The organism is Tsuneonella sp. HG222, assembly GCF_053819185.1.
Genome location: NZ_JBSOQZ010000001.1, coordinates 1,898,500 through 1,915,258, shown reverse-complemented (window position 1 = coordinate 1,915,258; position 16,759 = coordinate 1,898,500). Strand labels below are relative to the sequence as shown.

Genomic DNA, 16,759 nt, shown 5'->3' with positions numbered 1-16,759 from the left:
GGCGGTCTCAGGCGAGGTTCAGCTTTGCGCGGCTAGCCCTGACGCGCCGGAAAAGGGATGTTTCCGGCGCCACGACAGGGATCGCACATGGATTTCCAACGCCGCCACGTGCTGGCGGGAGCAATCGCATTGACCGCCGGGGCCAGCGCCCCGCTCTGGTCGCGCCCGGCGGACGGCCGCGCGCTCGCCACTGCCGCGGGTGCGCCCGAAAACCTGCTGCCCGCCGCCTATCGCAAGGCCGACATGCCGCCGCTGCTGCGCGAGGCAATGGCCGCGCTCGACCGGCACGATCGCCGGGTGGTCCTGCGAGACCGGATCGGCGTGGTGGACTTCACCCGGCCTTCGGGCGAACCGCGCTTCCAGATCGTCGACGTCGAATCCGGCGAAATCACGCACGCATGGCTCGTCTCGCACGGGCGCGGGTCCGATCCGGCGAACACCGGGATGGTGCAGGCGTTTTCCAACGTGCCCGAATCCAACGCCTCCAGCCGCGGGGCCTATCTCACCGCCAACGCCTATGTCGGCAAGCACGGCCGCTCGCGCCGCCTGCTCGGGCTCGATCCGGAAAACTCCAACGCGCTCGAGCGGGCGATCGTTCTCCACGGAGCAGACTACGTCAGCGACGACATGGCGCGCGACCAGAACCGCGTGGGCCGCAGCCTGGGCTGCTTCGCCGTGGCGCAAGACGTACGCGACCTGATGCTCGACCAGCTGGGCGAGGGGCGGCTGCTCTACTGCGGGCAGGTGGCCTGAGCGATCAGCCGGCTGGGTTGTGCCGGGCGAGAAACTTGAGCAGCGCGTCGTACCATGCCTTCTCGTCCTCCGGGCTCGCGAAATTGTGGCCCGACTTGTCGAGGATCAGGTACTGCGCGTTGGCATTGCCCGCCTCCTGCATCGCATCGCGAAACACGAGGTACTGACCGAAGGGGACGATCCGGTCTTCGCGGCCCTGCACGATCAGCACGGGGCGGGTGAGGCGGCGCGCGTTGCGGGCCGGTGACACCCCGGCGAGATCGAACTTGGCGTCTTCGCCGCGCACGCGGCTTTTCCATTTGGAGCGGAAGTCCCGGTCCAGAAAGTCGACCTGGTAGGAAAGCTGCTTTTCCCAGTCCATTACGCCGGCGAAGCTCGCCGCGCAGCGCCAGCGCTCCGGATTGCGCAGCGCGCCCCAGACGGCGGCATAGCCCCCGTAGCTCGCCCCGACGAGGCAGGCGCGCTGCGGATCGGCGATGCCCTGGGCAACGGCCCAGTCCATCGCGTCGTCCAGGTCGTCCTGCATCTTGCGGCCGATCTCTCCGTCGCCGAGCCGCTCGAACTCCTCGCCGAACCCCGCCGACCCGCGGAAGTTGGGCTGCAGCACCGCGTAACCGCGGTTGGCCAGAAGTTGCACTTCGTCGACATAGGACAGTTGGTCACGCACGTTGAACGGGCCGCCATGCGGCATGACGATCAACGGCAGGCCCTTTGCCGGGCGCCCGGGAGGCAGGGTTAGATAGGCGCGGATCTTGGTGCCGTCGCGCGCGGAGTAATCGACCGCCCTTGCCGGGCCGAGCAACTTGGGGTCCAGATCGGGGCGCATGCGCGAGAATTCAGCGAGGCGCTTCGTCGCCGGAGTGTAGACATACCAGGTGCCGGGATCGCTGGCGCTCGAATGCTCTACCAGCATGCGCGACCGGTCGCGCGCCATCTGCAGGATGCGGGCCTGCTCGCCGCCGAGCGCCTTGCTCAGATCGGCCTGCAGTCGGGCGATTTCAGGGTCGAGCCAGACGATGCGGTCGCGATCGTCGGCGTACCTGACCGCGAGCGGCTTGCCGGAGTCGTCGAGCTGAAAGTCGAGGATGTCCCAGCCAGGCATGGCGTAGACGACCTCGCCCGGCTCGCGCGTGGCGTAGTTGAACCGCCGCAGGGCGATCCTGCCATCGTCGCCGGGCTTGAGGACGTAACCTTCGTCGGTCTCCCCGATCAGGCGGGAAAGGTCCCAGCGGGTATCCTCGTCTCCGCGACCCACGCGGGCGATGACTTCCAGTTTGTCCTGCGCGGACTTGCGGTACCAGACCTTCACATTTCGGTTCTCGTAGCCGAGCCCCATTCGCACCACGCCGGCATCGTCGGCGAACCAGCTCCAGATCCCGCGCTTGGATTCTATCTTCGTGCCCTTGTCGCCGCTGGTCTCGAGCGACATGCGCCAGACCTCGGGCTCGCTGTACAGGTCGGGCGAAACGGACAGCAGGATGAAGCGCCCGGCAGGATCGACGTGGATCACGTCGTCGCCATCGACGCCTTGCGCCTTGGGCCCGACCAGGAACAGTTGCTTCTTGGCCAGGTCGCGCACCAGCAGGCGAACGATCCGGCCCTCGGCCCAAGATGTCTTGACCGGCACCATGACCGACATCAGCAGCCGGTCGTTCCCTGCCCAGCGGACCCACCGCAGGTCCATGCCGGCGATCGGCACCAGGTCCTCGATAGCCCCGTTGTCGATGTCGATGACGCCGACCCTGTCCTGACCTTCGACTGTGAAGGAATAGGCAATGCGCCTGCCGTCCGGCGCCAGTTGCGGGCTTTCGCCGAAGGGGCTGCGGCCGGCAAAGACGCTTGTGGCGATCTCGGCGGGAAGCGATTCCTGCGCGGCAAGCGGGGCGGGCGCCAGTGAAAGCGCCAACCCTGCCATGATACCGCGGAAGACTGCGACCAGCCTCATCCCTGCAACGGACCTACTCCCGGCGTTGCGCCGCTGCCGGTGAGGGGGCCGGGGTGGGGGCTGCTGCGGGCGGTGCGCCCGGCGGGGCGCGGGGCGGGGTGACGACCGGGTCGAAGTCGAACTGCTCGGCGAAGCGGCTGCGCGAATCCTGTTCGGCGGTTTCGGGAACGTCGGTCCCCGCGGCGATCGCGGCGCGGTGCGCGCGGCTCGATTGGATGTACCCGCGGATCGCCTGGTTGCCTTCGTGGCAGGCGTATTCGAAGAACTCGTACTCCGGATTGCGGCTCCACTCGAGCCGCGTGGTCCACGGCGCGGTGTAATAGACCGGGTCCGAATAGGTCAGCTCGTGGACGATGGTATTGGCGTCGGTCATCGTCAGCCGTTCCATCGTCATGGCCTGCGCGCTCATGGGGATGGTGTTGAAAGGCGGCACGTGCTGCGTGGCCATGTTGAGCGGGCTGCTGGAGCGCTTGGTGACGTCGTGGGTCGCGCTGTCGCCCGAGACGATGTTGGTCGTCTGGATGACGAAGGTCTTGCCTTCCCACCAGCCGACGCTCTGGCCGAGCCATTCCTCGACCGGCTTGGGCCACTGCGCGGCCTGCGCGGCGGCCTTGCTGGGATAGATCGGCACCTTGCGCACGCCCATCATCTCCAGCTCGATCACGAAATAGCCGGGCGCCTGGTGCACGCGGATCCCGTTGTTGTAGCGGAACGGGTACATGCTAGCCGGAAAGCCGCGGGTCACGCAGCGGTCCCAGCTGTCGAAATCGGTCACCCAGTCGAAGTCCTGCCCCGGTACCCAGCCCGAACGGCCGGCCTCGTACAGCCGCTGGCCTTCGGGAGTCAGCGGTGGAAGCTGCCCGTCGGCGGGCGAGACCAGCATCGACGTGCGCCAGCTCATGTTGGAGTTCTTGGTCCATTCGACCAGGCCCTCGGTGCCCGAAGTGCCGATCCCGCGCTCGCTGGCGGCGGCGAAGTTTCCGTCGGACCGTTCCGCATTGGCGACGCGCTTGGCGTGCTGCTCGTCGGTGATCCAGTAGTTCATCCCGTATTCCTTCGGGCGCTGGAACAGGATGCGGGTGTCGGGGATGTTCTCGATCGGCCAGATGCCGGTGAAGTCCCAATCGCCCCACTCGGTCTTGCCCGGGGTGAAGTCGGTGGGGACCGGCGGCAGGGTGGCGAGATCCGCCGGGCGCTGCTGCGCGGGGGCGGGGGCCATCGCCAGCGCGGCGAGGCTGAGGGCAACGGACGAAAGAAGCGCGATACGGCGCATGAGAACTCTCCCAAGAACTTCCCTTGCGCGTGTAGAGCCAAGTTGACTTTGTCTCAATTGGTTTCTGTCGACGGCGGCCGATCGCGATCGGCCCATGCAACAACAATCAATCGCAATTTCGCGACGGCCTCGGAAACCGTCGGGACAGCCCGCGCATTGGGCCATGGCGATTGCAAAAGGGGCAGACGATGTCGAACAGGATCGCAAGCCGCGCGTCGGCAGCCAAGATTTCTCCGTCGCTCGCGTTGCGCGAGACGCTGGCCGCCATCGCCGCGGGTACGCGCAAGGCGCTGGTGCGGAGCGGCGAGATCGCCTTCGAGGCAATCCTCGCTGGGGGCGAGCTTTTCGTATGCATCCGCCGCGGCGAGGGGGGGGGCGGGGGGCTGGCCTGGCGCGTGCCGCTGTTCAGCCCGGAGGCCGAGATCAGCCGGGTCCACAGCGACGCGCTGCTGGAATTTACCGCCGCCAGCCAGCTGGGGCGCCATCGCATCGTGATCGCGGCGGACCCCGAGGAGGCGGCGTACTTCACGCTCGAGGTCGCGTTCACCCCCACGCGCGCGCTGCACCTGCCGTTCCTGCCGCGCGATCTCGTCGCGTTCGGCCCGCCGGGCTCGGCCGACCAGCCGAAAGGCGCGATCGAGGCCCGGCAGCGGCGGCTGAATAGCGGGTTCTGCTATTTCTCGCTCGACGCCCCCGACATGGGCAAGGTGCTTTACTGGCAGGACCTGACCGCGCTCAACGCCTACTTCGCGGCGACCGGCACCAAGCCGGAAAACGCCGTGGGCGGGGAATGGCCCGAGGTGGGCTACCTCGCACCGACCGATCCAGGTGACACCGATAAGGCCCTGCCGCCCGGCCGCGAGACGGTGCTGGGCCGGGCCCATCTGCTGATCCGCCGTTTTCCGGAAGACGAGGAGATCGGATCGGCCTGGCAGTTCATGGACATGATGGCCGCCGTCTATCGCCGGATCGAGCGCCCGCCCGCCGCGTATCGCGACTGGATCGAACGGTCGCGGCGCACGCTGGCGGACCTCTCGCGCAGTCCCAAGGCGCACAGCAACCACGCCGGGCACATGTACTTCCATCCCTACACCGCCGCCGAGCATCCGGATTCGATGGTCCAGCTCTCGCTGCTGGCGGCGATCCACCAGTGGGGGCGGTGGCAGGGCCGGCGCCATCCGCTCGAGCGCCGGATCGCCGACGGCCTGCGCGGCTTCTACGATCCCAAGCTGAAGGCGCTGAGGCGCTACCTGGCCGGCGCGTCCGAGGGGAAGGACGCCGATGCAGTGGACTCCTGGTACATGTACCACCCCATGGCGAACCTCGCCTCGCTGGCGCGGGACGGCGACGAGGCGGCAAGGGCGCTGCTGTTCGACATCGTCGACTACGGCATCGAGGCCGCCCGCCACTTTGAATACCGCTGGCCGATCCAGTACAAGATCGACACCTTCGAGGTGATCACGCCGGTGGCCGCCGACGACCTGGGTCAGACCGACGTGGGCGGGATGTACGCCTGGGTCATGCTGCAAGCCTTCGCGCTGTCGGGCGAGGCGCGTTTCCTGGACGAGGCGCGCGCGGCGATCGACGCGGCGGAGGGGATGCGCTTCGACCTCAACTACCAGGCCAATCTCACCGCCTGGGGCGCGGTCGCCTGCATCCGGCTGTGGCGCATCACGGGCGAGAAGCACTACCTCGGGCAGAGCTACGTCTACCTCGCCAGCTTCTTCCACAATTGCCAGATCTGGAAGAGCGACATCGGCCTTGCCGCGCACTATACCAACTTCCTCGGCGTGACCTGCCTGCAGGATGCGCCCTACATGGCGATCTACGAATGCTTCGACAGCTTCGCCGCCTTCGAACAATACCTCGATCTCGCCGGGCCGGACCTGATCGGCTCGGTCAGGCTGCTGGTCAGCGAGTACTGCCGCTACGCGCTCGACCGGGCGTGGTACTACTACCCCGACGCCTTGCCCGAGGAAGCGCTGGCCGGGGAGAACCGCAACGGCCACATCGACCGCGCGCTCTCGTTTCCGGTGGAGGACCTCTATCCCGATGGACAGCCGGCGGGCCAGGTCGGGCAGGAAATCTACGGCGCGGGGGCGGCGATGGTCTTCGCCAGCCGCGCCTTCCACCGGATCGACCGGGTGCCCTTCCTGCTCCACGCCGACCACTTCGTCCGCTCGCTGACCCGGACCGACGAGACGGCGGTGAGCTTCTCGCTCGACGGGCCGGCGGGCGGGGAGGCGCGGGTCTCTGTCCTGGCGGCCAAGGCGGGCGACGTGCCGCGCACGCTCGTCCTGCGCGGGCCGGCTGGCGGCGAACTTCCGCCGGCAAAGAATGACGACGCCGCCGGCCCCGGTCCCGGGCGCACCTTCGTGGTGCCCGCCCAGGGGACTTATACGCTGAGCTGGTAGAGGACCGCCGGCGCCCCGGCCCCAATCCGAACCGCCCCCCATCCGCCCCGGCGCGTCAGGCCGCCTTGCGTGCCTTCTTCACCGCCGGCCAGTCCACGCAGTCGCGCAGGTCCTCCAGGCTCAGTTGCGCCAGCAGGAAGAACAGGTGGCCCCTGGCCCCTTCTTCCAGCGGCAGGCGCCCCTCGGCGAGGTCGGCCAGCTCGGCGCGTTCCCTTTCCAGCTCGGTCTCCAGCTCATGGACCTCGTCGAATAACGCATCGCGCCTGGCGTCGAGCTCCTTCGCGGCCTTCGCGAAGTCCTTCTCCAGCGACTTGCGCCGCTCCTCGTAAGCCGCGCCCAGCCGCGCCTCGACCTCCTGCTCGATATGGGCATAGACCGGGTGGCCGGGGCCGATCAGCGTCTCCTTGCCGTATGTCGAGCGCCGCCGGTTGCGCAGGAAGAACTGAACCAGCGCCTCGTTGTGCCGCGTCTCGAGCACGACGACCTTGCCGCCCGAGACCACGTGCCGTACCTCGCCGTGGATCGCGCGGGCGAGCGCGCCGTCCTCGATCAGGTCGATCCCGCGCTCGGCCGCCGCATCCCACGCCGCCGCGAACGCCTCGGCTCCGGGCTTGCGCCGCAACCGGTAGAGCGCCTCCAGCGAAGCCCCGATATGCCGCGCCGCCTGGGCGACGATGCCCGTGGCCGCCAGATGCGCCACGAACGCCCGCTGCCGATCGGCGGTGATCGGGTTCCGCCGCGCAGCGACGTGCGGCGCCGGCGCGAAGGCGAGCAGCGGATCGTCCTCGTCCGGCGGCTCGGCGACGAACGCGACGCGGCTGGTCGCCTGCCGCGCGATGGCGCGGGTGGGACGCGGGCCTCGCTCATCTTGAGCTTGTCGAAGGGGGGTGAGGGAGTCGGGTTCGGGCTGGTCGGTCATGGCCCGAAGGCAGGTTGCAGATTCGCGGGCGGTAGGAAAAGGTTTTCTGATCTCGAGAACTACAATCTGGCCAATCTTTGTTCGAACCAATTTAGTGCCCGCCGGTGTAATGCGATATCGCCTCCCTCAAGTTCCTTAGCATGCGCGTCAGGACGATCATTGATAATGTCGGCCTGTAACGCAAATTGGGTCTTATCCCCAAATACCCGCTCGAAAACGATCCAATTTCTTTCAATAATTGCTACTAGTTCTTTTCAAGTTAAGCTAGAAGAGATAGCCTCCACGTTATAGGCATCCAGTTCCCTTCGTCGAGTTTCATTTAACGCCGATAGGAGCATCGCTTTCGCTGTGCTTTTTTTGGTGAGAGCCTCGGCTCGCAGAAAGTTGACGGTAAAAGACCGAAGAGATCTCTCAAGTAGGTTTCGCCGCATTGATATGCCTGCAAGCTCTTCAGCCCATTCGCTGATCGGCATTCGGGTGTCGAAATCTAGAGAAACTTCAGAAAGTTCGGACAACGGTTGGCCGAAGAGATCACCCTCGGCTAAAAGCTTGAGTGCTTGCTCAATCATCACGCCTGAAATTTTACCCTCCGGCGACGTGATGCCATACCGTCCTAATATGCGGACAGCTCGCGGGGATGTCGGTAGTTCTGGATTTAACAAAGACTGGGCCGGTTCGCGTAATTCCGGGTAAACTCGAAAGAGATGCTGCAATGCCACAAGAGCAAGGGGGCCGCCTTGATCTTTCACATAGGCTTCGAGAAGGGGAAGGACCTGTTCTTTAGAAAGTAGCAAAGGCCTTGCAGCGGTCTCAACTCTCGCGTGAATGAAGGAACAAGCTTTTCGAATCCAAAAAGGCATGTCAGAACAATAGGAACAGATGGTCGACAGGGCGACTTCATCAAATTTCAATCCCGCCATCGATCCGATATTTTTGATCATCGCTTCTGCCGCGCCCCTCGGGAGAGGGCTAAGATATTCTTCGGGAACAAACGCTAACGCCGCATTTTCGACATTATCGATGGACTCGACAGCGAACCACCTACTCGAAACTCCGCTCACAAGGAGAGAAACTATTCGATCTTCTCGCGCTGCAGCATGGTACGCAGCACGTACATTCCTCCAGAATTCTACGAACCCATGTCGCCATTGAGGGCATGCCGCGTTTCCAGGCGTGATATAGTCAATTTCATCAAATGCGAGAATGACTGGCTTTTCAAAAGAAACGAACGAGCGCTGTAAGGCAGCGGCTGCCACACTCAGGTCACCGTCATATTCAGCCGCTTCCACTTCGATATATGGCTTGCCGGTCGCTCTAAGTGATTCCAAGGACTGAGAAATTGACCATATGAGCCCGGCAGCGTTTAAGTTGAAAACATCATCACGTTGACAATCCACAAATATTGTGGGGCAGTCATAGTTTTCCTTGATCTCCCCTAAAATCCGGTGAAGAATTGAAGTCTTACCAATTTTCCTTATACCAAAGCATGCTCGTATATGACCTTGACTTTGTTTTCGCTCTATTTCTAAAGCTTCATTCCGTCTTCCAAAAAACTGGCTGTCATTTGCGACGGGACCGGTAATGTCAAAGGGGTCTTGGGTAAAAAACTCATATGAAAGCTGGCGTTCTAGTTCTTGTCCTCTAGGCAATATTCCGGACGAAGTATAAATTGGGATGACGATTAGGCCGCGCTCTCTTCCCCAATTCTTAAGTTTATTGTTACCTCTTGCGTCCTGATGGACGATAATGCAGATAGACCTTTCTAGACGGCCATCCGACTCTTCGATCAGCTTGTGTGCAAATTGAATCGATCTAGGCTGTTGATCGTGGAATGTGTTGCCGATTATGAGAACTTCTCTTTCGGCCCCTAAAATGCTTCGGACTCGTTTTGACCCAAGGGCAAAAAGGGTGAAGTAGGTGCCCTTTTCGTAAGACTTGATCGCCTCACCATTCACGACGAAGAGTCCTGCCACGGCCGCAATCGTCTCTTCCTTGAGTTGGCTGAGATTGTGCGAGCTCATTTTACCTCCTAGCCATCGTTCTAGAGTTAGTGTTTGCACACGTTCTCAGTGCAAGAGCAATCCCTTGACCCCGTCCACGAATCCAACTAACGGCCCGCACATCCGAAGCAGCCCAAGGTTTTCCATGGTGCTCGCCTCGGTCAGATAGAGCTGAACATTGCCGGTCATGTCCCGGGGGCCTTTGGCGATATGCCACAGGCTCTTTTCTATTGGAGCGGAGACGCTTCGGGGCAGCCGTCAAAGTAACCCGGCGTTCGTGGCCGGGTGGAGCGTTTCAGGCTCGCGCGAGCATCGCCTTGGCCTTCCGGCCGGGTGCCGCGCGTTCCTTTCCTCTCCATCCGCCTGGTAACACCACCCAACGGTGAAGAGAGAAGTCTTTAATGCCGACGATCAACCAGCTGGTCCGCAAGGGCCGCGAGCCGCAGAAGGCCAAGTCCAAGGTCCCTGCGATGGAGCAGAACCCGCAGAAGCGCGGCGTCTGCACCCGTGTCTACACCACGACCCCGAAGAAGCCGAACTCGGCGCTGCGCAAGGTGGCCAAGGTCCGCCTGACTAACGGGCGCGAAGTCATCAGCTACATCCCGGGCGAAGGCCACAACCTGCAAGAGCACTCTGTTGTGCTGATCCGCGGCGGCCGTGTGCGCGACCTTCCGGGCGTGCGCTATCACGTGCTGCGCGGCGTGCTCGACACCCAGGGTGTCAAGGACCGCCGGCAGAGCCGCTCGAAGTACGGCGCCAAGCGCCCGAAGTAAGCACTCGCTTTTCGAGGTTTCCGGCCGCGCGCAGGGCGCTGCGGCCTTGTAGAAGGAATTTGCGACATGAGTCGTCGTCGTCGTCCCGAGAAGCGGGAAATCCTGCCCGATCCCAAGTTCGGTGATCAGGTGCTGTCGAAGTTCATGAACAACCTGATGCTCGACGGGAAGAAGTCCGTCGCCGAGGGCATCGTCTACGGTGCGCTCGAAGTGGTCGAGAACCGTGCCAAGGCCGATCCGATCGCGCTGTTCCACGATGCGCTGAACAACGTGAAGCCGCAGGTCGAGGTCCGTTCGCGGCGCGTCGGCGGTGCGACCTACCAGGTGCCCGTCGAGGTCCGTCCCGAGCGTGCCCAGGCGCTGGCCATCCGCTGGCTCATCACCGCCGCGCGCGGCCGGGCCGAGACGACCATGGCGGCGCGCCTTTCGGGCGAGCTGATGGATGCGGCCAACAACCGCGGCAACGCGGTCAAGAAGCGGGAAGACACCCACCGCATGGCCGACGCCAACCGCGCGTTCTCGCACTACCGCTGGTAACGGCGGTGTTCTTCAAGAGCCGCTGGTAATACCCATATAGGGGGCGGGCCGCTTCGCCGCGGCCGCCCCCAGACTACCCGAGGAACACAACATGGCCCGCGAATATCCGCTGGAGCGCTATCGCAATATCGGCATCATGGCGCACATCGATGCCGGCAAGACCACCACGACCGAACGCATCCTCTACTACACCGGCAAGTCCTACAAGATCGGCGAAGTCCACGACGGCGCCGCGACCATGGACTGGATGGAGCAGGAGCAGGAACGCGGCATCACCATCACCTCCGCGGCGACCACGACCTTCTGGTCGGCCGAGGACGGCAAGGGTGAGAAGCACCGGATCAACATCATCGACACCCCCGGGCACGTCGACTTCACCATCGAAGTGGAGCGCTCGCTGCGCGTCCTCGACGGCGCGGTCGCGGTGTTCGACGGCGTCGCGGGCGTGGAGCCCCAGTCCGAGACCGTGTGGCGCCAAGCCGACAAGTACGGCGTGCCCCGGATGTGCTTTATCAATAAGCTCGACCGCACCGGCGCCGACTTCTACTACTGCGTCCAGTCGATCATCGACCGTCTCGGCGCGGTGCCGCTGGTGCTCTACCTGCCGATCGGCATGGAGAGCGACCTCAAGGGCGTGGTCGACCTCGTCAACAACCGCGGCATCGTCTGGAAGGACGAGAGCCTGGGCGCCGAGTTCGAGTACACCGACATCCCCGCCGACCTCGCCGACAAGGCGGCCGAATACCGCGAGCGGATGATCGAGCTCGTCGTCGAACAGGACGACGACGTGATGGAAGCCTACCTCGAAGGCGACCTGCCCGACGTGGCGACGATTAAGAAGCTGATCCGCAAGGGCACTCTCGAGCGCAAGTTCGTGCCGGTCACCTGCGGCTCGGCGTTCAAGAACAAGGGCGTTCAGCCGCTACTCGACGCAGTGGTAGACTACATGCCCAGCCCGCTCGACGTGCCGGCCATCAAGGGCGTGCTGCCCGACAGCGACGAGGAGGCCGAGCGCCCCTCGAGCGACGATGCCCCGTTCGCCGCGCTGGCGTTCAAGATCATGAACGATCCGTTCGTCGGCTCGCTCACCTTCACCCGCATCTATTCGGGCAAGCTGTCCAAGGGCACCTACCTGAACTCGGTGAAGGACAAGCGCGAGAAGGTCGGCCGCATGCTCCTCATGCACTCGAACAACCGCGAGGACATCGAGGAAGCCTATGCCGGCGACATCGTCGCTCTGGCGGGCATGAAGGACACGACGACCGGCGACACGCTGTGCGATCCGCTCAAGCCGATCATCCTCGAGCGCATGGAGTTTCCGGACCCCGTCATCGAGCTGTCGGTGGAGCCCAAGACCAAGGCCGACCAGGAGAAGATGGGCATCGCGCTCAGCCGCCTGGCCGCCGAGGATCCCTCGTTCCGCGTCTCGACCGATCACGAATCGGGCCAGACGATCATCAAGGGCATGGGCGAGCTTCACCTCGACATCCTGGTCGATCGCATGAAGCGCGAGTTCAAGGTCGAAGCCAACGTCGGTGCGCCGCAGGTGGCCTACCGTGAATCGCTCGCGAAGCCGGTCGAGCTCGTCTACACCCACAAGAAACAGTCGGGTGGTTCGGGTCAGTTCGGCGAGGTCAAGGTCAAGCTCACCCCGGGTGAACGCGGCCAGGGCATCAACTTCATCGACTCGATCAAGGGCGGCAACATTCCGCGCGAATACATCCCGTCGGTCGAGAAGGGCATGCGCGAGACGGCCGAGACCGGATCGCTGATCGGCTTCCCGATCATCGACTTCGACATCGAGCTGCTCGACGGCAAGTACCACGACGTCGACTCGAGCGCGCTGGCGTTCGAAATCGCCGGCCGCGGTGCGATGCGCGAAGCTGCCCAGAAGTCGGGCATCAAGCTGCTCGAGCCGATCATGAAGGTCGAGGTCGTGACCCCGGAAGACTTCATGGGCGACGTGATCGGCGACCTGAACTCCCGCCGTGGCCAGATCCAGGGCACCGACAGCCGGGGCAACGCCCAGGTCGTCGAAGCCTTCGTGCCGCTCGCGAACATGTTCGGCTACGTCAACGAATTGCGCTCGTTCACCCAGGGCCGCGCGCAGTACACGATGCAGTTCAATCACTACGACGAGGTCCCGGCGAACGTCGCGGCCGAGGTCAAGGAGAAGCTTGCTTAAGGCAGGTCCAACGTCTAGGGGCGGCGCCTGATTCAGCGGGTGCCGCCTCCCTTTCCCGCAGAAATCGAATCCAGACACTAGAGGTTAGAGAAAATGGCCAAGGAAAAATTCCAGCGGAACAAGCCGCACTGCAACATCGGCACCATCGGTCACGTCGACCACGGCAAGACCACGCTGACCGCCGCGATCACGAAGGTGATGGCCGAAATGCATGGCGGCGCCGCGGTTGATTTCGCGAACATCGACAAGGCGCCGGAAGAGCGCGCCCGCGGCATCACCATCTCGACCGCTCACGTCGAGTACGAGTCCGACGCGCGCCACTATGCGCACGTCGACTGCCCGGGTCACGCCGACTACGTGAAGAACATGATCACCGGTGCCGCCCAGATGGACGGCGCGATCCTGGTCGTGAACGCCGCCGACGGCCCGATGCCCCAGACCCGCGAGCACATCCTGCTCGCCCGTCAGGTCGGCGTGCCGGCCCTGGTCGTGTACATGAACAAGGTCGATCAGGTCGACGACGAGGAAATCCTCGAGCTGGTCGAGCTGGAAGTTCGCGAGCTGCTCAGCTCGTACGACTTCGACGGCGACAACATTCCGATCGTCAAGGGTTCGGCCCTGGCCGCTCTGGAAGGCCGTGACGACAACATCGGCAAGGAATCGATCGTTGCCCTGATGAAGGCCGTCGACGACCACATCCCGCAGCCCGACCGTCCGGTCGACAAGCCGTTCCTGATGCCGATCGAGGACGTGTTCTCGATCTCGGGTCGCGGCACCGTCGTGACCGGCCGTGTCGAGACTGGCATCGTCAACGTTGGTGACGAAGTCGAGATCGTGGGCATCAAGGACACTCAGAAGACCACCGTTACCGGTGTCGAGATGTTCCGCAAGCTGCTCGATCGCGGTGAAGCCGGCGATAACATCGGTGCCCTGATCCGCGGCGTCGCTCGCGAAGCGGTGGAGCGTGGCCAGGTCCTCTGCAAGCCCGGTTCGGTCAGCCCGCACACCGAGTTCTCGGCCGAGGTCTACGTGCTGTCGAAGGACGAAGGTGGCCGTCACACGCCGTTCTTCGCCAACTACCGCCCGCAGTTCTACTTCCGCACCACCGACGTGACCGGCGAAGTCATCCTCCCCGAGGGTGTCGAGATGGTCATGCCGGGCGACAACGTCACGATCTCGGTCAAGCTCATTGCCCCGATTGCGATGGACGAAGGCCTGCGCTTCGCGATCCGCGAAGGCGGCCGTACCGTCGGCTCGGGCGTGGTGGCCAACATCACCAAGTAATCGCCCCGGCGATTGCCTGTGGACAGGGCCCGGCCCCCAGCGTGGGGCCGGGCCTTTTCCTTCCCAGCGGACGGAGTGGGTAAACCGTTCGCCGTGCCTGGAGCCCGGCCTTGCAGATTGTCCCATTTCGGGGGTTGCAAGGAATCGGCTGTATCCGTATAGGCCCGCCCACAGACAGAGATTCGTCTCTCGTCGCAACGAATTCGGGGAAGGTCGCCCGTTCCGGGAAACCGGGTCTAGCGGGTCGGGCCTTTTCTTTTTGTGGAGCGCAAGCTCCGTGGCTCTTTCGCATCGGTAGTAGGACATGGAAGCCCAGAATATCCGCATTCGCCTCAAGGCGTTTGACCATCGCGTACTCGACCAGGCCACTGGCGAGATCGCCGATACCGCCCGTCGCACGGGCGCGCTGATCCGGGGTCCCATTCCTCTGCCGACGCGTATCGAGAAGTTCACCGTGAACCGCGGCCCGCACATCGACAAGAAGTCGCGCGAGCAGTTCGAGGTGCGCACGTACAAGCGGCTGCTCGACATCGTGCAGCCCAACGCCCAGACCGTGGATGCGCTGATGAAGCTCGACCTGGCCGCCGGCGTGAACGTCGAAATCAAGCTGGCGTAAGCCGGCAAGCCCCCGCGCAAGCGGGGGTCCGGACCGGCAGCGAAAGCTCGCCGGTCGGGACAAGGGATACCTCCGGTCTTTCGGCCGGGCAGCGTCCCCCGTCTCGCTCCCTTCGCAGGAAGGGGGCAGTTTCAGCCCGGACGGGGCGACGCATGACAATCGGGCTGACAAGCCTCCCGGGATGGTCCCGGAAGGCCTCTGTAAGGAGATTGGATCATGCGCACTGGCGTGATCGCGAAAAAAGTCGGGATGACCCGCCTGTTCCAGGAAGACGGCCGCCATGTGCCCGTCACCGTCCTGGCGCTTGAAGATTGCCAGGTCGTTTCGCACCGCACCGCCGACCGTGACGGATACGTCGCGGTTCAGGTCGGTTCGGGCGTGGCCAAGCAGAAGAACGTCAACAAGCCGCAGCGCGAGCACTTCGCCAAGGCCGAAGTTCCGCTGAAGATGAAGGTCGCCGAGTTCCGCCTGGCGGACGAGGACGGGCTGCTGCCGGTCGGTTCGACCATCAGCGCCGAGCACTTCGTCGCCGGCCAGATGGTCGACGTGACCGGCCACACCCAGGGCAAGGGCTTCCAGGGCGGCATGAAGCGTTGGGGCTTCGGCGGTCTGCGCGCGACGCACGGCGTCTCCGTCAGCCACCGTTCGCTCGGTTCGACCGGTCAGCGCCAGGATCCGGGCAAGGTCTTCAAGAACAAGAAGATGGCCGGCCACATGGGCGACAAGCAGCGCACCCAGCAGAACCTGGAGATCGTGCGCACCGATGCGGTCCGTGGCCTGCTCTTCGTCAAGGGTTCCGTCCCGGGTTCGAAGAATTCATGGCTGCTCGTCCGCGACGCGGTGAAGCTGCCGATCCCCGAGGGCGCCCCGTTCCCGGGTGCGATCCTCGAGAAGAAGTCGACCGCTCCCGAGCATGACGAGGCACCTGCCGGCATGGTCGAGCAGGCTGCCGAGCACGAAGTGCACGAGCAGGTCGATGCGGCGCACCAGGCCGAACTGCTCCAAGAGCAGCAGGCCGGCGCGGGTGACGATGTCACCCCGGCCGTGGGCGAAGAGAACACTACCGCCGAGGGCTCCGCGTCCTCGGACGAGAACAAGGAGGGCTGATCCGTGAAGGTGAAGGTCCAGAATCTAGACGGCAAGGCAGCCGGCGACCTCGAGCTCAACGATGCCGTTTTCGGTGTCGAGCCGCGCCAGGACATCCTGCACCGCGTCGTCACCTGGCAGCTGTGGAACCGGCGTGCGACCGCACGTCCGACCCGCGAGCGCAGCGACGTTGCCCGCACGGGCAAGAAGTGGGGTCGCCAGAAGGGCGGCGGCACGGCTCGTCACGGCGATCGTGCAGCCCCGATCTTCATCGGCGGCGGCAAGGCCCACGGCGCACGCAAGCGGGATTTCGACATCTCGCTGAACAAGAAGATCCGCGCTCTCGGCCTGAAGATGGCGCTGTCCAGCAAGGCGCGTTCCGCCGATGGCAAGGGCCTGGTGATCGTCGACAGCCTTGAGCTGAAGGACGCCAAGACCAAGGCGCTCGTCGGCCAGTTCGAGAAGAACGGCTGGGGCGGCAAGGTCCTGGTGATCGACGGCGACGCGGTCGAGACCGGTTTCGCGCGGGCGGCGGGTAACATTCGCGGTATCAACGTGATGCCGGCGATGGGCGCCAACGTCTACGACATCCTCAACCACGACACGCTGGTCCTCACCAAGGCGGCTGTCGAGAAGCTGGAGGCGCGCTTCAATGGCTAAGAAGCAGGAAATCGACGCGCGTCACTACGACGTGATCGTCGCCCCGCACATCACCGAGAAGTCGACCATGGCTTCGGAGCACAACGCGGTTGTGTTCAAGGTGTCCGGCGACGCGACCAAGCCGCAGATCAAGGAGGCCGTCGAGGCCATCTACGATCGCAAGGTCGCTTCGGTGAACACCATCGTGGTGAAGGGCAAGACCAAGCGCTGGAAGGGCAAGCCCTACAAGCGCACCGACACCAAGAAGGCGATCGTGACGCTGGCTGCCGGCCAGGACTCGATCGACATCACCAGCGGTATCTGAGGCTAGAACA

The 16,759-nt window shown here is 64.2% G+C and carries 14 protein-coding genes; 10 read left to right on the top strand and 4 right to left on the bottom strand.

Annotation, left to right across the window (positions count from 1 at the left end; all coding sequences use genetic code 11):
• The first annotated feature begins 87 nt into the window (after positions 1 to 87).
• On the top strand, positions 88 to 753 hold the full coding sequence (locus tag ACWPMZ_RS09750) for a murein L,D-transpeptidase catalytic domain family protein (protein ID WP_455703812.1): 666 nt from the start codon (positions 88 to 90) through the stop codon (positions 751 to 753).
• Positions 754 to 757: 4 nt separating this feature from the next.
• Here ACWPMZ_RS09750 and ACWPMZ_RS09745 read toward each other — a convergent pair whose 3' ends face one another.
• Positions 758 to 2,698: an alpha/beta hydrolase family protein gene (locus ACWPMZ_RS09745; protein WP_455703811.1), complete on the bottom strand. Its 1,941-nt coding sequence runs from the start codon at positions 2,696 to 2,698 to the stop codon at positions 758 to 760.
• Positions 2,699 to 2,711: 13 nt separating this feature from the next.
• The gene (locus tag ACWPMZ_RS09740) at positions 2,712 to 3,971 is read right to left on the bottom strand and encodes a hypothetical protein (protein ID WP_455703810.1); all 1,260 of its coding nucleotides are present in this window, start codon (positions 3,969 to 3,971) and stop codon (positions 2,712 to 2,714) included.
• Between the two features lie 188 nt (positions 3,972 to 4,159).
• On the opposite strand from ACWPMZ_RS09740, the gene ACWPMZ_RS09735 reads away from it, so the two are divergent.
• Positions 4,160 to 6,385: a hypothetical protein gene (locus ACWPMZ_RS09735; protein ID WP_455703809.1), complete on the top strand. Its 2,226-nt coding sequence runs from the start codon at positions 4,160 to 4,162 to the stop codon at positions 6,383 to 6,385.
• A 55-nt stretch (positions 6,386 to 6,440) separates the two neighbouring features.
• On the opposite strand, the gene ACWPMZ_RS09730 is transcribed toward ACWPMZ_RS09735, so the two are convergent.
• Both ACWPMZ_RS09730 and ACWPMZ_RS09725 read right to left on the bottom strand, forming a co-directional pair.
• Positions 6,441 to 7,304 carry a hypothetical protein gene (locus ACWPMZ_RS09730; RefSeq protein ID WP_455703808.1) on the bottom strand — a complete coding sequence of 288 codons (864 nt, stop codon included), beginning with the start codon at positions 7,302 to 7,304 and terminating at the stop codon, positions 6,441 to 6,443.
• Positions 7,305 to 7,558: 254 nt separating this feature from the next.
• Positions 7,559 to 9,325 carry a hypothetical protein gene (locus ACWPMZ_RS09725; RefSeq protein ID WP_455703807.1) on the bottom strand — a complete coding sequence of 589 codons (1,767 nt, stop codon included), beginning with the start codon at positions 9,323 to 9,325 and terminating at the stop codon, positions 7,559 to 7,561.
• A 380-nt stretch (positions 9,326 to 9,705) separates the two neighbouring features.
• Here ACWPMZ_RS09725 and rpsL point away from each other — a divergent pair, with 380 nt between their 5' ends.
• The 8 genes from rpsL to ACWPMZ_RS09685 all read left to right on the top strand — a co-directional run bounded on the left by rpsL (position 9,706) and on the right by ACWPMZ_RS09685 (position 16,749).
• On the top strand, positions 9,706 to 10,077 hold the full coding sequence (gene rpsL / locus ACWPMZ_RS09720) for a 30S ribosomal protein S12 (protein WP_159793563.1): 372 nt from the start codon (positions 9,706 to 9,708) through the stop codon (positions 10,075 to 10,077).
• A 66-nt stretch (positions 10,078 to 10,143) separates the two neighbouring features.
• The gene (gene rpsG / locus ACWPMZ_RS09715) at positions 10,144 to 10,614 is read left to right on the top strand and encodes a 30S ribosomal protein S7 (RefSeq protein ID WP_455703806.1); all 471 of its coding nucleotides are present in this window, start codon (positions 10,144 to 10,146) and stop codon (positions 10,612 to 10,614) included.
• 91 nt (positions 10,615 to 10,705) lie between these two features.
• Positions 10,706 to 12,799, top strand: a complete 2,094-nt coding sequence (fusA, locus tag ACWPMZ_RS09710) for an elongation factor G (RefSeq protein WP_455703805.1) — start codon at positions 10,706 to 10,708, stop codon at positions 12,797 to 12,799.
• Positions 12,800 to 12,892: 93 nt separating this feature from the next.
• Positions 12,893 to 14,083 carry an elongation factor Tu gene (gene tuf, locus ACWPMZ_RS09705; protein ID WP_455703804.1) on the top strand — a complete coding sequence of 397 codons (1,191 nt, stop codon included), beginning with the start codon at positions 12,893 to 12,895 and terminating at the stop codon, positions 14,081 to 14,083.
• A gap of 304 nt (positions 14,084 to 14,387) precedes the next feature.
• A complete protein-coding gene (gene rpsJ, locus ACWPMZ_RS09700) occupies positions 14,388 to 14,699 on the top strand; it encodes a 30S ribosomal protein S10 (protein WP_034905023.1) in 312 nt (103 codons plus the stop codon).
• A 216-nt stretch (positions 14,700 to 14,915) separates the two neighbouring features.
• The gene (gene rplC, locus ACWPMZ_RS09695; protein WP_455703803.1) at positions 14,916 to 15,806 is read left to right on the top strand and encodes a 50S ribosomal protein L3; all 891 of its coding nucleotides are present in this window, start codon (positions 14,916 to 14,918) and stop codon (positions 15,804 to 15,806) included.
• Between the two features lie 3 nt (positions 15,807 to 15,809).
• Positions 15,810 to 16,445: a 50S ribosomal protein L4 gene (gene rplD, locus ACWPMZ_RS09690; protein WP_455703802.1), complete on the top strand. Its 636-nt coding sequence runs from the start codon at positions 15,810 to 15,812 to the stop codon at positions 16,443 to 16,445.
• The gene (locus tag ACWPMZ_RS09685) at positions 16,438 to 16,749 is read left to right on the top strand and encodes a 50S ribosomal protein L23 (protein WP_455703801.1); all 312 of its coding nucleotides are present in this window, start codon (positions 16,438 to 16,440) and stop codon (positions 16,747 to 16,749) included. The genes rplD and ACWPMZ_RS09685 overlap by 8 nt, the downstream gene beginning before the upstream one ends.
• Positions 16,750 to 16,759 lie beyond the last annotated feature (10 nt).

What these genes read in the sequence shown, in the direction of transcription:
- ACWPMZ_RS09750 (WP_455703812.1), top strand. Translation starts at nt 88, where the DNA reads ATGGATTTCCAACGCCGCCACGTGCTGGCGGGAGCAATCGCATTGACC.
- ACWPMZ_RS09745 (WP_455703811.1), bottom strand. Translation starts at nt 2,698, where the DNA reads ATGAGGCTGGTCGCAGTCTTCCGCGGTATCATGGCAGGGTTGGCGCTT.
- ACWPMZ_RS09740 (WP_455703810.1), bottom strand. Translation starts at nt 3,971, where the DNA reads ATGCGCCGTATCGCGCTTCTTTCGTCCGTTGCCCTCAGCCTCGCCGCG.
- ACWPMZ_RS09735 (WP_455703809.1), top strand. Translation starts at nt 4,160, where the DNA reads ATGTCGAACAGGATCGCAAGCCGCGCGTCGGCAGCCAAGATTTCTCCG.
- ACWPMZ_RS09730 (WP_455703808.1), bottom strand. Translation starts at nt 7,304, where the DNA reads ATGACCGACCAGCCCGAACCCGACTCCCTCACCCCCCTTCGACAAGCT.
- ACWPMZ_RS09725 (WP_455703807.1), bottom strand. Translation starts at nt 9,325, where the DNA reads ATGAGCTCGCACAATCTCAGCCAACTCAAGGAAGAGACGATTGCGGCC.
- rpsL (WP_159793563.1), top strand. Translation starts at nt 9,706, where the DNA reads ATGCCGACGATCAACCAGCTGGTCCGCAAGGGCCGCGAGCCGCAGAAG.
- rpsG (WP_455703806.1), top strand. Translation starts at nt 10,144, where the DNA reads ATGAGTCGTCGTCGTCGTCCCGAGAAGCGGGAAATCCTGCCCGATCCC.
- fusA (WP_455703805.1), top strand. Translation starts at nt 10,706, where the DNA reads ATGGCCCGCGAATATCCGCTGGAGCGCTATCGCAATATCGGCATCATG.
- tuf (WP_455703804.1), top strand. Translation starts at nt 12,893, where the DNA reads ATGGCCAAGGAAAAATTCCAGCGGAACAAGCCGCACTGCAACATCGGC.
- rpsJ (WP_034905023.1), top strand. Translation starts at nt 14,388, where the DNA reads ATGGAAGCCCAGAATATCCGCATTCGCCTCAAGGCGTTTGACCATCGC.
- rplC (WP_455703803.1), top strand. Translation starts at nt 14,916, where the DNA reads ATGCGCACTGGCGTGATCGCGAAAAAAGTCGGGATGACCCGCCTGTTC.
- ACWPMZ_RS09685 (WP_455703801.1), top strand. Translation starts at nt 16,438, where the DNA reads ATGGCTAAGAAGCAGGAAATCGACGCGCGTCACTACGACGTGATCGTC.